Origin of the sequence: Pseudoalteromonas sp. NZS37 (assembly GCF_015864265.1) — a bacterium.
Lineage (GTDB): Bacteria > Pseudomonadota > Gammaproteobacteria > Enterobacterales > Alteromonadaceae > Pseudoalteromonas > Pseudoalteromonas arctica.
Window position 1 is genome coordinate 48077 of record NZ_JADYXL010000002.1, and the last position, 13307, is coordinate 61383.

Annotated in this window: 13 protein-coding genes; 6 read left to right on the forward strand and 7 right to left on the reverse strand. The window is 38.7% G+C overall.

Going from position 1 to position 13307, the window contains the following annotated elements:
• Positions 1-80: 80 nt before the first annotated feature.
• The 3 genes from astE to seqA form a co-directional block, all read right to left on the reverse strand.
• The gene (gene astE / locus I6F47_RS03660) at positions 81-1133 is read right to left on the reverse strand and encodes a succinylglutamate desuccinylase (RefSeq protein WP_197183349.1); all 1053 of its coding nucleotides are present in this window, start codon (positions 1131-1133) and stop codon (positions 81-83) included.
• Between the two features lie 121 nt (positions 1134-1254).
• The gene (gene pgm / locus I6F47_RS03665; RefSeq protein ID WP_197183350.1) at positions 1255-2892 is read right to left on the reverse strand and encodes a phosphoglucomutase (alpha-D-glucose-1,6-bisphosphate-dependent); all 1638 of its coding nucleotides are present in this window, start codon (positions 2890-2892) and stop codon (positions 1255-1257) included.
• A gap of 9 nt (positions 2893-2901) precedes the next feature.
• Positions 2902-3498, reverse strand: coding sequence for a replication initiation negative regulator SeqA (gene seqA / locus I6F47_RS03670; RefSeq protein WP_197183351.1), 597 nt, complete (start codon positions 3496-3498; stop codon positions 2902-2904).
• 219 nt (positions 3499-3717) lie between these two features.
• On the opposite strand from seqA, the gene I6F47_RS03675 reads away from it, so the two are divergent.
• The 5 genes from I6F47_RS03675 (at position 3718) to fur (ending at position 6255) form a co-directional block, all read left to right on the forward strand.
• Entirely contained in the window at positions 3718-4485 is a 768-nt protein-coding gene (locus I6F47_RS03675) for an alpha/beta fold hydrolase (protein WP_197183352.1), read from the forward strand.
• A 95-nt stretch (positions 4486-4580) separates the two neighbouring features.
• On the forward strand, positions 4581-4802 hold the full coding sequence (locus I6F47_RS03680; RefSeq protein ID WP_002962930.1) for a DUF2788 domain-containing protein: 222 nt from the start codon (positions 4581-4583) through the stop codon (positions 4800-4802).
• A 2-nt stretch (positions 4803-4804) separates the two neighbouring features.
• Complete coding sequence (gene ybfE / locus I6F47_RS03685) at positions 4805-5083, forward strand: LexA regulated protein (protein WP_002962928.1); 279 nt, start codon at positions 4805-4807, stop codon at positions 5081-5083.
• Between the two features lie 14 nt (positions 5084-5097).
• Positions 5098-5625 (forward strand): flavodoxin FldA, encoded by a 528-nt coding sequence (gene fldA, locus I6F47_RS03690; RefSeq protein ID WP_007586856.1) that lies wholly within the window; start codon positions 5098-5100, stop codon positions 5623-5625.
• 186 nt (positions 5626-5811) lie between these two features.
• Positions 5812-6255: a ferric iron uptake transcriptional regulator gene (fur, locus tag I6F47_RS03695; protein WP_197183353.1), complete on the forward strand. Its 444-nt coding sequence runs from the start codon at positions 5812-5814 to the stop codon at positions 6253-6255.
• A gap of 307 nt (positions 6256-6562) precedes the next feature.
• Here the strand turns inward: fur and glnS are convergent, their stop codons facing one another.
• Positions 6563-8221 carry a glutamine--tRNA ligase gene (gene glnS, locus I6F47_RS03700; protein ID WP_165721945.1) on the reverse strand — a complete coding sequence of 553 codons (1659 nt, stop codon included), beginning with the start codon at positions 8219-8221 and terminating at the stop codon, positions 6563-6565.
• Positions 8222-8439: 218 nt separating this feature from the next.
• Here glnS and I6F47_RS03705 point away from each other — a divergent pair, with 218 nt between their 5' ends.
• Entirely contained in the window at positions 8440-9510 is a 1071-nt protein-coding gene (locus I6F47_RS03705; RefSeq protein ID WP_197183354.1) for a DUF3083 family protein, read from the forward strand.
• Positions 9511-9570: 60 nt separating this feature from the next.
• On the opposite strand, the gene sucD is transcribed toward I6F47_RS03705, so the two are convergent.
• The 3 genes from sucD to odhB form a co-directional block, all read right to left on the reverse strand.
• Positions 9571-10443, reverse strand: coding sequence for a succinate--CoA ligase subunit alpha (gene sucD / locus I6F47_RS03710; protein WP_010552674.1), 873 nt, complete (start codon positions 10441-10443; stop codon positions 9571-9573).
• Positions 10443-11609 carry an ADP-forming succinate--CoA ligase subunit beta gene (gene sucC / locus I6F47_RS03715; RefSeq protein ID WP_007586870.1) on the reverse strand — a complete coding sequence of 389 codons (1167 nt, stop codon included), beginning with the start codon at positions 11607-11609 and terminating at the stop codon, positions 10443-10445. Before sucC ends, sucD begins: the two co-directional genes overlap by 1 nt.
• Before the next feature lie 177 nt (positions 11610-11786).
• The gene (odhB, locus tag I6F47_RS03720; protein ID WP_007586871.1) at positions 11787-13304 is read right to left on the reverse strand and encodes a 2-oxoglutarate dehydrogenase complex dihydrolipoyllysine-residue succinyltransferase; all 1518 of its coding nucleotides are present in this window, start codon (positions 13302-13304) and stop codon (positions 11787-11789) included.
• Between the last annotated feature and the right edge of the window lie 3 nt (positions 13305-13307).

The window sequence follows — 13307 nt, forward strand, 5'->3', positions numbered from 1 at the left end:
GGCAAGTTAACGATACGGTTGCTTTAATTAATAGTAATCATATAGTTAACTTGAAGACACCAGTGGTCTGATGAGTTTAATTAGACGAAATTGCTATCAATATCCATTGGAATAACAGTAAGGAGTGCTCTTTGCCCTAATGCTACGCTCGCATTTGGAAAAATAATAGCCTCTCCTTCAACGTCAGCGTAAATCGCTGTATCACCGTCGGTTGCAAGTAGCTCACCTTTCGCAAAGCCAGTAAAGTTCTCGGCATCGTCAGAAAAAGGAAAGCTAAAATCGTTCTGCGTTCTATTAATTGTGCGATGGACAGCAAATAATTCAAAATCGTTTGCATTAAATTCAGGATATTTAACTTCATTTTGACTAATTAATGCAGTTAAGGTTTGCTTTGTTTTTTCAAAGCGAGCCATATCGTTTTGACCAAATGGCTTAACTTGACCCAGCTCTACCGTAAAAGAATCAGCACCGTGTATAAATGACGAATAATAGCTAAATGTTGTTGCAGGAGATTTCATCATAAGCACGGTATTTACACCACAACTCAATAAAAATTGTAGCTGCGACTTTTTCCATGGCTTACCATGTAAAAATGGATACACAGCAAATTTTTCGTTTTTAGAGCCTCTAATTGCAGTGTGTAAGTCGTAATGACATCGGCTACTGCCTTGCTCGCCACGTGTATAAAAATCGCTTACGTACTGCTCAAGCTTTGCAGCGCGGTTTCGCTCATTATTCATTGGTACACCTTCAACTGTATGGTGACCATTAAATAATCTATTTAAGTTTTCTTCTACAAAACGCAGGCCAATATTAATTGATTGTGGATTACCGTAAATAAACAAAGCGCGCTGCTTAAGTATCAGCTCGCCTTTTATAATTTGTTTAATAAGTGCATCACAGATTTCAATTGGCGCAGTTTCGTTACCGTGTACAGCGCTTGAATAAACTACATCTTTTGACGTTATAACAGCAGGTTGAAACTCAATGACTCCGGTATCGTGTATATTTACACGAGTCCCATTATCTAAAACAAACTCACCTGCATCTAAATGCCATTCGTTGTCACGACTAAGCGTTAAAAAGTCGCCAGTGTGTTTTAATTCATTTAAGTAAGATGGATTGGCTGACATATGATAAGCCCTTTAAAAATAATGTGAGAGTAGACTCTTATGCATATATTTTTATAAATACACAAGGTATAGAAACGAAAACGGCTGAATAAATCAGCCGTTTTAAAATTATTAGATTAAGTTAGCTTATAACTGAATCTACAAGCTTTTTAGCTTCTTTTTCAAGTAACGCTAAATGCGCTTCACCTTTAAATGATTCAAGGTATATTTTATAAATATCTTCAGTACCTGATGGACGCGCAGCAAACCAGCCATTTTCAGTAACCACTTTTAAACCACCAATGGCGGCATCGTTACCTGGTGCATGAGTCAATTTTTGCAAAATAGGCTCGCCAGCAAGTGTATCTGCTTTAACATCAGAAGCACTCAATGCTTTTAAACGTGATTTTTGACCGCTTGTGGCTGGTGCATCTAGGCGTTTATAAATTGGAGAACCAAACTCTTGTTCTAATTCTTTATAAAGCGCTGACGGCGTTTTACCTGTCACAGCAAGTATTTCTGCAGCGAGTAGACCCATAATGAAGCCGTCTTTATCTGTACACCATACAGAGCCATCAAAACGTAAGAATGCAGCACCAGCGCTTTCTTCGCCACCAAAGGCAAGCTTGCCTTTGCTTAAGCCTTCAACAAACCATTTAAAGCCTACTGGTACTTCTTTAACTTTACGGTTGTTACGAGCAGCTACTTTGTCGATCATAGAGCTAGAAACCAATGTTTTACCAATTTCTACGGTTTCATTCCAATCACGGTGTTTAAGTAAGTAATCGATTGCCACTGCTAAAAAGTGGTTTGGATTCATTAAACCATCTGGCGTTACAATCCCGTGACGATCGTAGTCAGGGTCGTTACCAATAGACACATCAAAATCATCTTTTAGTGCAATAAGATTTGCCATTGAATAAGGTGATGAACAATCCATACGAATTTTGCCGTCTTTATCAAGTGGCATAAAAGCAAAACGTGGATCAACAACATCATTAACTACGGTTAAATCTAAATTATATTTTTTTGCAATGACTGGCCAAAAATTAATACCTGAACCACCTAGTGGATCGATACCAATTTTAATACCTGCATCGCTGATTGCTTTTAAATTAACGATATTTGCTAGGTCATCAATATAAGGAGTCATTAAATCTTCGTATCGGATAAAGCCAGAACGCGATGCTTTAGCGAATGGGAATAACTCAACTTCAACTAAATCTTCTAATAAAAGTTGATTAGCTCTGTCTTCAATCCATTTAGTGACGTCGGTATCAGCTGGCCCGCCATTAGGTGGGTTGTATTTAAAGCCACCATCTTCAGGAGGGTTATGCGAAGGCGTAACAACAATCCCGTCTGCTAATTCATTTGGGTGTAGCTTATTGTGGCTCACTATGGCATGGCTGATAACTGGCGTTGGCGTAAAATCACCATCTTCTTGCGTTATCACTTGCACTTCGTTAGCAACTAATACTTCAATAGCCGAGTTAAATGCGGCTTCACTCAATGCGTGTGTGTCTTTGCCTAAAAATAACGGACCAAATATGTCATTTTGTTTTCTGTAATCACAAATAGCCTGAGTAATCGCTAAAATGTGTGACTCGTTAAATTTAACATCGTAAGAACAACCACGGTGCCCTGAGGTACCAAAGGCAACACAATGCTCTGGATTTTGTTCAAGATCAGGTTCATTTAAGTAATACGCAGATACTAATTTAGGTACGTTAACCAGTGCCGATTGTGGAGCAGTTTTGCCTGCGCCTGAGTGAATAGCCATTATATTTCCTTACAGGTAATCGCGAATTTTTTCAGCTTGCTCTGCACTATATCCAAGGCAAAGAGCAACTTCATGAAGCATCATTTTTTTACGCGTTGTATTAGAATTAGTCATAACCCAATATTCACTATCGGTTATGTTTTTAGGATTCATACTACTCCCGCTATTTACTAAAGCTTCTTTACTAGTAGCAAAGTAAACACGGTCACGCCCTTTTATGTCTAATACCGCAGAAAAATCAGTTTTATGTGTGCGGTAAAATGCACTTAAAATAAACAAAAAGCGTCCAACAACACCTTTTTGCATTGCCAGCTCTTCTTTATTTAATACATTAAAAACATTATCGCTTTTTTGCTTCACTGGTGTGACAGCAGAAGGCGTTTGTTTTTTCGAAGTCTCAGTAGCAGATGGCTCTGAGCTTTTTAATGTGGCGGTAGACGTAGTCGCAGTTTGATTATTTTGAGTTAGTTCTACGTTTGCGGTTTGAATTTTTTCGCCGCTCAGATTTAATAAACGACGTAAAATAGTGGATGCACTTTCACCAATACTTTGCGTATTGCTAGCAATATATTGATATAACTCGTCGTCTATGTCGATTTGTTTCATGTTCTTCCTGTCATTACGGGTCACATTTTTTCTCCCGTGTGATTATACCCAAACCAATCAGAAATGCGAGTTACAACAAGCACTCCCGTAAACATATTAATATTTACCTCATTGTTGTTGATTTAACAAACAAAAGCCCAATTTAATAAATAGTCGCTGTATTTTTTGCTTTTTAGAGCAATGCTCGGCAAACTATGGCGAAATTTTCAGGAGGCGGGTATGCAGTTAAATTACAAGCAACAAGGGCAAGGTCCTAATGTTATTTTGATACATGGGCTTTTTGGATCATTAGAAAACCTAAATGTAATAGCAAAACCATTAAGTGAACACTTTACTGTTATTAACGTTGATTTACGTAACCACGGGCTTTCTCCTCATAGTGATGAGATGAACTACCCTGCAATGGCACAAGATATTGTTGAGTTATTAGCACATTTGAATATAGATAAAGCACATTTAGTTGGGCATTCTATGGGTGGTAAAGTGGCAATGGAATTAGCGCTTACACATCCTGAACTTGTAAATAAGCTTGTTGTACTTGATATAGCACCTGTTAGTTACCCTGCTCGGCACACAAAAATATTACAGGCATTAAAAGCGGTTTCAGCACAATCAATAGACGATAGAAAACAAGCTGATGCAATTATGCAGCCTTATATAGAAGAACTGGGAGTTCGACAGTTTCTACTAAAAAGCCTCGCTAAAAATGAGGAAGGTCATTTTGTATGGCGATTTAACTTAAATGTGCTTGACGAAAAATATTCTACAATCACATCCAATGTTAATGAAAACAATTCTTGTTTATGCGATACTCTTTTCATTAAAGGTAATGATTCTGACTATATTTTGCCCGAGCATCGTACTGCAATTAAAGCTCGCTTTAAAAATACCAAGGCTAAAATAATTCATGGCGCAGGCCATTGGCTTCATGCTCAAAAGCCACTTGCCGTAAATAAAGCGATAAACGACTTTTTAACTGCGGTTTAAAGCAATTTTAATCGCGTGTTTTTGATTTTGCGCACTAAATATATGAATAATTATATGCTATAGTACGCGCCGTTTAATTTAAAGGTTATACGTTGATGGTCAGTCAGTTAATTAACGAATTTGATACCCTAGGGTTGTATTTTGGCTTAGCCGGTATTTTCATATTCATCGGCATGGCAATTAAAGACGTACTAAAAAGTGGCAATGTGCCTAAGTTCGGACAATACATTGTCTGGGGCGTGCTCTTTTTAGGTTGTTCAGGCTTTATTGCTAAAGGTCTTATTCAAGTATTTTGGCAAGGCGCAGGTGTAGGTTAAGCATGGCGAAGTCAGAAACAGATAGAACTACACTCGATTTATTTGAATACGAAAAACGCCCAGGCAGACCTAAAACCAATCCCCTTTCACGGGATATGCAGTTAAAGGTAAATAAACGTAATCAAATAAAAAGAGATAAAGCACGTGGCTTAAAGCGTGTTGAATTTAAAGTTTCATCGCAGTTATATCAAGCATTGAGTGATATGGCAGATGCACAAAATATTAGCCGCAGTGCGCTGATTGAAACGATTTTACAAGAAAGATTGGCTATTGATACATAAAAGGTTTTAAATCCATGGCAAGTGTAGGCATTTTTTTCGGAAGTGACACAGGTAACACAGAACACGTAGCAAAAATGATCCAAAAAGAATTGGGTAAAAAGCTAGTGGCTGTTCATGATATTGCAAAAAGCTCTAAAGAAGAGATTGCTGAATTTGATTTAATCTTATTCGGTATCCCTACTTGGTACTACGGCGAAGCACAATGTGACTGGGATGACTTTTTTCCAGAACTTGAAGAAGTAGACTTTGAAGGTAAACTTGTTGCTATTTTTGGTTGTGGAGACCAAGAAGATTACGCTGAGTACTTTTTAGATGCGATGGGCATGATCAACGATATCGTTACTGAACGTGGCGCTATTGTTGTTGGTCATTGGCCGAGCGAAAGCTATGACTTTGAAGCATCTAAAGGCATGGCTGATGATAAGCATTTTGTAGGTTTGGGTATCGACGAAGACCGTCAACCAGAGCTTACAGAACAACGTGTTAAAGCATGGTCTGCTCAAGTATATGAAGAAATGTGTTTAAGTGAATTAGCTGACTAATTTACTGCATATATCGCTAGCTGTTTAAATAATTATCAAACAGTTAGCGTTTTAAGCTTTAGTGGCAATATAAATCAATTGTTCTTTGCACTTAACGCTTAGGCACGTTATCCTGTTTGTTGCTAATGTGTCGTGTACATCTTTGCAAGATGTCTAGTATAACCAAATAAAATTGAGACAGATTTAATGACTGATCATAACTTGGAACTTAAAAAAGCCGGTTTAAAAGTAACTTTACCGCGTATTAAAATATTAGAGATTTTACAATCTCCAGATAACCAACACATCAGTGCTGAAGATGTTTACAAAATTCTTTTGGATCTAGGTGAAGAAATTGGTCTTGCAACTGTATATCGCGTACTTAACCAATTTGATGATGCGGGTATTGTAAGCCGTCATCACTTTGAAGGTGGCAAATCAGTATTTGAACTTTCAGGAAGCACACACCACGATCATTTAGTATGTTTGAAGTGTGGCAAAGTTGTAGAGTTTGAAGATGAGATGATTGAACGTCGTCAACTTGAAATTTCTGAAGAAAATGGTATTACACTTACAAACCATTCTTTATATTTATACGGTGAGTGTAATGATAAAGAGGCGTGTAAAGAATTTAGCGACGCTAATAGCTAATACCGCTTTTTAAAGCAATAAAAAACCTGCTAAGTGCAGGTTTTTTTGTGTCTAAAATACGGTTTTAATAAACATACCCAGTAAGTACTGGGGATATTAAACCTGAACTCTGGTTAAGAGATTTACCAACGTATTGAATCATGGTGATATTTAAATTTATTTTCTCTAGCCAGAGATTTTAAGTGAAAACAAGGCGAATTCACGCGTCAATAGCTGGCCTATTGCAAGTAAATTCAACGCAGTTAGCGCTGAAAATAGCTGCTCGAGATAGATTTATTATCCAGAGTTCAGGTTTTTTAGATATTATTTATTGAGTTTTAGACCAAGAATCACGAAGACCCACTGTTTGGTTAAATACAACGTTCTCTGATTTAGAATCACGAGAGAAATAACCCGTACGCTCAAACTGAAAGCCCTGCTCTGCTTGTGAATTAGCAAGCGATGGCTCTAATTTAGCGTTTGATAAAACAACCAGTGACTCTGGATTTAATGTTGTTTCAAACTCATCAGCGGCTGCTGGGTTTGGAACACTAAACAAACGATCGTATAAACGAACTTCTGCCGTAATACACTCTGGTGCTGAAACCCAGTGAATAACACCTTTTACTTTACGTCCATCACTTGGATTTTTACCAAGTGTTTCAGTATCGTAAGTACAGAATATAGTTGTAATTTCGCCATTTTCGTCTTTCTCAACACGCTGTGCTTTAATAACATAAGCGCCACGCAAACGTACTTCTTTATCAAGCACTAAACGTTTAAACTTGTTATTTGCTTCTTCTTTAAAGTCTTCTCGTTCGATGTAAATTTCGCGAGTAAACGGTACATCACGACGACCCATTTCTTCTTTATTTGGGTGGTTAGCCACAGATAAAACCTCAACCTTGTCTGCATCGTAGTTTTCAATAACAACTTTAACAGGATCGAGTACGGCCATTGCACGTGGTGCATTTTCGTTTAGATCTTCACGGATACATGCTTCAAGCATACCCATTTCAACCATATTCTCTTGTTTTGTTACACCAATACGCAAACAAAACTCACGGATTGAACCTGGTGTATAACCACGGCGACGTAGGCCTGCAATTGTAGGCATGCGTGGGTCATCCCACCCTTCTACATGGTTATTTACCACTAAATCGCTTAGCTTACGCTTAGACATAATTGTGTATTCAAGATTTAAACGTGAAAACTCAATTTGCTGTGGGTGACACTCTAAACTAATGTTATCAAGTACCCAGTCGTACAAACGACGGTTATCTTGAAACTCGAGTGTGCATAATGAATGTGTAATACCTTCAAGTGCATCAGAAATACAGTGCGTGAAGTCATACATTGGGTAAATGCACCACTTGTCTGCTGTTTGATGATGATGAGCAAAACGTACGCGATAAATAATTGGATCGCGAAGCACCATAAATGAGCTAGCCATATCAATTTTAGCACGCAGGACACATTCGCCTTCTTTGAATTCGCCAGCACGCATTTTTTCAAATAACGCTAGGTTTTCTTCAACTGATGTATCTCTGTACGGGCTATTTTTACCTGGCTCTTTCAATGTACCACGGTATTGGCGTGCTTCGTCTGCTGTTAAAAAGCAAACGTACGCTAAGCCTTTATTTATAAGCTCAACAGCGTAACCATATAAAGTATCAAAATAGTTAGAAGAATACTTTATATCGCCATCCCAGTTAAAACCTAACCACTGTACGTCTTCTTTTATAGAATTAACGTAGTTAATGTCTTCTTTTTCTGGGTTTGTATCGTCAAAACGTAAGTTACATAAACCGTTATAATCTTTTGCGATGCCAAAATTTAAACAAATTGATTTGGCATGACCAATATGCAAAAAGCCATTTGGTTCAGGTGGAAAACGTGTATGCGTTGTTGCATGCTTTTTACTTGCTAAGTCTTCATCAATTCGGGTTCTAATAAAGTTACTTGGGCGATTCTCAATTTCCGCCATAGGAGTGCAGTCCTCTAAATATTACGTAATAACAAAACTAATGCATTATTACAAAAACATACACTAACATACAGCACTAGATTAAGGTTTATTTTTGATATTGCTTAACTTTAATTCAGCTGAACCATTGTTTATGAATAAAATTTGTTTTAACGCAATATTTAAGTCATCTAAACAGTTTATAGTAGGTAAATAACCTACATTATAAGGATTTAAAGATGGCGACACTTAATCAACATCGTGTATATATTCCAACTAATGCACGCGCTAACCACTACCTTTTAGCTGAAATAACCCCTAATCACGATTTTTATAAAAGCTTTAGTGATATAAATTGCTGCTATGAACGTATTGCACGCCAACTGTTTGCTTCTTGTGATGAGTACGAGCTTTATAATGTGCACTTATTAGCGAATGATAAACTACCCGTTGTAAGATTTAATGATGAGTCTTATCAATTAGAAACAGATAAACAAATGCTCTTTTTTTATAATCCCCGTTATCACGAAGCGCATAAGATTTATTACACTGAAGGTACACCAAGTAAAAAAATACGCATTCTATTTTTAGCAACAGGCGATGATTTACGAGCCAATTCTGCAGAATTTCATAATAAAGTCCAAAAAGTGTTAGACACTTTACAAGTACAACTCTTAATAAATCAGCCCCAGTTTAAACTACGCGACCATCAACACTTAACGTATGACCTCTTTGCTAAAGAAAAAGGCAACAAGGAAAGCTATGGTTACAAATTAAGAAGTCTCTACCCTCGCTACCAATCAAGACAATGCAGCATACCCAATGATTATGCAGAGATGACTTACGCCACTTTTACTATACCGGTTTCGCGCGCTATTAAAACGCAGTTTCAAACACTAATGAACACAAACGATTATGCTAAATTTTATGACTACTTTGCTTATGCATTTATACGTGCGTGTCAAAATAATAACTTAAACCATGGCGCTATGGTTGCTAACGGTGCAACGCCTATTATACGCAACAGTAAAATAGATAAAAGTGAAGGTAATGATGAACTTCAAAAGTTAAGTTTTGATATTGAATCTAATGAAAATCAAATTAAGCACTTTTATGAAGCAAGTAAATTGGTAGAAACGCTGCATTTTGTAGTAGTCGCAACGCAGCAGGATAAACATGAAATGGGCTACGGTCGATTTATGAACCAAGTAGAAAAAACAATCTATACTCTGTGTAATGAGCTGGCTATAAATAAACAACGCCAAGACTTATCTGTACGTTTTTTCCAGCATATTAGTTACCCGTTCTAAATTTTCATCTAATAACAAAAAGGCCCGCATATGCGGGCCTTTTCAAAGAAAAACAAGCGATTACCAGCCTGTTTTCTCTTTAAGTGCTTTACCGATATCAGCAAGTGAACGTACAGTTTTTACGCCCGCAGCTTCTAATGCAGCAAATTTCTCATCAGCAGTACCTTTACCGCCGGCAATGATTGCGCCAGCGTGACCCATACGCTTACCTTCTGGTGCAGTAACACCAGCAATGTAAGATACTACAGGTTTAGTTACGTGAGCTTTGATGTACTCTGCAGCTTCTTCTTCTGCAGTACCACCAATTTCACCAATCATTACGATTGCTTCAGTTTGTGGATCTTTTTCGAACATTTCTAGAACGTCGATAAAGTTAGTACCTGGAATTGGATCACCACCAATACCAACACACGTAGACTGACCAAAACCAGCATCAGTAGTTTGCTTAACTGCTTCGTACGTTAAAGTACCAGAGCGAGAAACAATACCTACTTTACCAGGTTTGTGGATATGACCAGGCATAATACCAATCTTAGTTTGACCAGGAGTAATAACACCTGGGCAGTTAGGACCGATCATACGAGTACCTGTTTGATCTAGTTTGATTTTAACATCAACCATATCAAGTGTAGGGATACCTTCAGTAATACAAACTATTAGCTCGATGCCAGCATCGATAGCTTCTAAGATTGCATCTTTACAAAAAGGTGCCGGTACGTAGATAACTGAAGCAGTTGCGCCAGTTTCTTTTACAGCATCACGAACGGTGTTGAATACAGGAAGACCAAGGTGCGTTTGACCGCCTTTACCTGGGCTAACACCACCAACCATTTGTGTACCGTACTCAAGCGCTTGCTCTGAGTGGAAAGTACCTTGGCCACCAGTGAAACCTTGACAGATAACTTTTGTATCTTTATTGATTAATACAGACATTATTTGCCCTCCGCAGCAGCAACAACTTTTTCAGCAGCGTCTGTTAGTGATTCAGCAGCAATGATATCTAGACCAGAGTTCTTAAGAACTTCACGACCTAATTCAGCATTAGTACCTTCTAAACGTACAACTACTGGTACGGTTACGCCAACTTCTTTAACTGCGCCAATGATGCCTTCAGCAATCATGTCACAACGAACGATGCCGCCAAAGATGTTCACTAAAACAGCTTTAACATTGTCGTCAGAAAGAATGATTTTGAATGCTTCAGAAACACGTTCTTTAGTAGCACCGCCACCAACATCCAAGAAGTTAGCCGGCTTGCCGCCGTGTAGGTTTACGATGTCCATAGTACCCATTGCTAGGCCTGCACCGTTAACCATACAACCAACATTACCGTCTAGAGCAACGTAGTTAAGCTCGAAGCTTGCTGCGTGTGCTTCACGAGCATCTTCTTGAGATGGATCGTGGAATTCACGGATTTTAGGTTGACGGTAAAGTGCATTACCATCAATACCGATTTTGCCGTCAAGACAGTGAAGGTTGCCTTCATCTGTAATTACTAACGGGTTGATTTCAAGTAGTGCGAAATCAAAATCAGTGAACATTTTACCAAGACCCATAAAGATCTTAACAAACTGTTTCATTTGTACTGGGTTAAGACCCAATTTGAAACCTAGTTCACGTGCTTGGTAAGCTTGAGGACCTACTAACGGGTCGATCTCTGCTTTGTGTATAAGCTCTGGTGTTTCTTCAGCAACAGTTTCAATTTCAACGCCGCCTTCAGTAGACGCCATGAAAACTACTTTACGAGATGCACGGTCAACTACTGCACCTAGGTACAATTCGTTAGCAATGTCAGTACAGCTTTCTACTAAAATTTTAGCTACTGGCTGGCCTTTCTCGTCTGTTTGGTAAGTAACTAGGTTTTTACCTAACCAGTTAGCTGCAAACGCTTTTACTTCTTCGATAGTTTTAACTAGCTTTACACCGCCAGCTTTACCACGTCCACCTGCGTGAACCTGAGTTTTAACAACCCACATATCGCCGCCAATTTTTTCAGCAGCTGCAGCAGCTTCTTCAGGTGTATCGCAAGCGTAACCTGTAGAAACGGGTAAACCATATTCGGCAAAAAGTTGTTTTGCCTGATACTCATGCAAATTCATGATGCTTTATCCAATTTTTTATACTAAAAGAGCTGAATATTTTTTCAAATAAACAACTATCCCAAATTGCGCACCTAGTATAGATCCCAAGGCTTAACATGAAAACCCCAGTACGACCAAAGGCGCAAAAAAAAAGCTGTGAATGTTCATTCACAGCTTACATTTCATACAACTAGATTAAACATCTAGCAATAAGCGAGTTGGATCTTCAAGTAACTCTTTAATAGTTACTAAGAAACCAACAGATTCTTTACCATCAATGATACGGTGGTCATAAGAAAGTGCTAAATACATCATAGGTAGTATTTCAACTTTACCATTTACAGCCATCGGACGGTCTTGAATTTTATGCATACCCAAGATTGAAGACTGTGGCAAGTTAATGATAGGTGTAGATAGCAATGAACCAAATACGCCACCATTAGTAATAGTGAAATTACCACCCGTCATATCAGCAAGCGTAAGCTTACCATCACGACCTTTAAGTGCTAACTCACGAATACCTTTTTCGATTTCAGCAACAGATAGTTTGTCACAATCTTTAAGTACTGGAGTAACTAAGCCACGTGGAGTAGATACTGCAATGCTGATATCGAAATAGTTATGGTAAACAATATCGTCACCATCAATTGAAGCATTTACATCTGGGAAACGCTTAAGAGCTTCAGTTACAGCTTTCACATAGAAAGACATGAAACCTAAACGAATGCCGTGACGCTTTTCAAACGTTTCTTGGTACTGCTTACGAAGGCTCATGATTGGTCCCATGTTCACTTCGTTGAATGTAGTTAACATTGCAGTTGAGTTTTTAGCTTCAAGAAGGCGTGTCGCAATCGTTTTACGTAAACGAGTCATAGGTACGCGTTTTTGAGTACGATCGCCCATTGGTGCAGCTGGAGCAGAAGCTTCTGCTTTTTTAGCCGCTGGTGCTGGTGCTTTTAAGAAGGTATCAACGTCTTCTTTAGTTACACGACCATTTTTACCCGTGCCTTTAATTTTAGAAGCGTCTAGGCCTTTCTCAGCAATTAAACGACGAACTGATGGTGTTAACACATCTGAACTTTCGCTTGAATCTGCTGCTGGCGCTGCGTCTGCTTTTGCAGCTGGAGCCGCTGGTGCACCGCCTGCTTTAACCGAACCAATTACTTGCTCGCCTAATACAGTATCGCCTTCGCCGTGAATGATATCACCCATGATGCCATCTTCTTGAGCTACTACTTCAAGAACAACTTTATCTGTTTCAATATCTACCAAGTTTTGGTCGCGTGTTACCGCGTCACCTGGTTGTACATGCCATGTAGCAATTGTTGCGTCTGCAACTGATTCTGGAAGTACAGGTACTTTAATATCCACTTCTTTACCTTCTGATGCTGGTGCTGATTGCGCCACTGGCGCGTCTTCTGATTTAGCTGGTGCTGATTCTTCTTTAGTTGAACCTTCACTTGCTGGCGCTGCATCAGCATCACCAAGTAAACCCATAACTTGATCGCCAAGTACGGTTGCACCTTCTTCTTGTGATATTTCTGTTATTACACCGTCATGCTGTGCAACAACTTCTAAAACCACTTTATCTGTTTCAATGTCTACTAAGTTTTGATCGCGAGTTACTTTGTCGCCAACACTTACATGCCATGTAGCAACGGTAGCATCTGCAACCGACTCAGGAAGAACAGGAACTTTAATTTCTGTGCTCATTGC

Coding starts and splice junctions, on each gene's coding strand:
- astE (WP_197183349.1), bottom strand. CDS start 1,133: ATGTCAGCCAATCCATCTTACTTAAATGAATTAAAACACACTGGCGAC.
- pgm (WP_197183350.1), bottom strand. CDS start 2,892: ATGGCTATTCACTCAGGCGCAGGCAAAACTGCTCCACAATCGGCACTG.
- seqA (WP_197183351.1), bottom strand. CDS start 3,498: ATGAAACAAATCGACATAGACGACGAGTTATATCAATATATTGCTAGC.
- I6F47_RS03675 (WP_197183352.1), top strand. CDS start 3,718: ATGCAGTTAAATTACAAGCAACAAGGGCAAGGTCCTAATGTTATTTTG.
- I6F47_RS03680 (WP_002962930.1), top strand. CDS start 4,581: ATGGTCAGTCAGTTAATTAACGAATTTGATACCCTAGGGTTGTATTTT.
- ybfE (WP_002962928.1), top strand. CDS start 4,805: ATGGCGAAGTCAGAAACAGATAGAACTACACTCGATTTATTTGAATAC.
- fldA (WP_007586856.1), top strand. CDS start 5,098: ATGGCAAGTGTAGGCATTTTTTTCGGAAGTGACACAGGTAACACAGAA.
- fur (WP_197183353.1), top strand. CDS start 5,812: ATGACTGATCATAACTTGGAACTTAAAAAAGCCGGTTTAAAAGTAACT.
- glnS (WP_165721945.1), bottom strand. CDS start 8,221: ATGGCGGAAATTGAGAATCGCCCAAGTAACTTTATTAGAACCCGAATT.
- I6F47_RS03705 (WP_197183354.1), top strand. CDS start 8,440: ATGGCGACACTTAATCAACATCGTGTATATATTCCAACTAATGCACGC.
- sucD (WP_010552674.1), bottom strand. CDS start 10,443: ATGTCTGTATTAATCAATAAAGATACAAAAGTTATCTGTCAAGGTTTC.
- sucC (WP_007586870.1), bottom strand. CDS start 11,609: ATGAATTTGCATGAGTATCAGGCAAAACAACTTTTTGCCGAATATGGT.
- odhB (WP_007586871.1), bottom strand. CDS start 13,304: ATGAGCACAGAAATTAAAGTTCCTGTTCTTCCTGAGTCGGTTGCAGAT.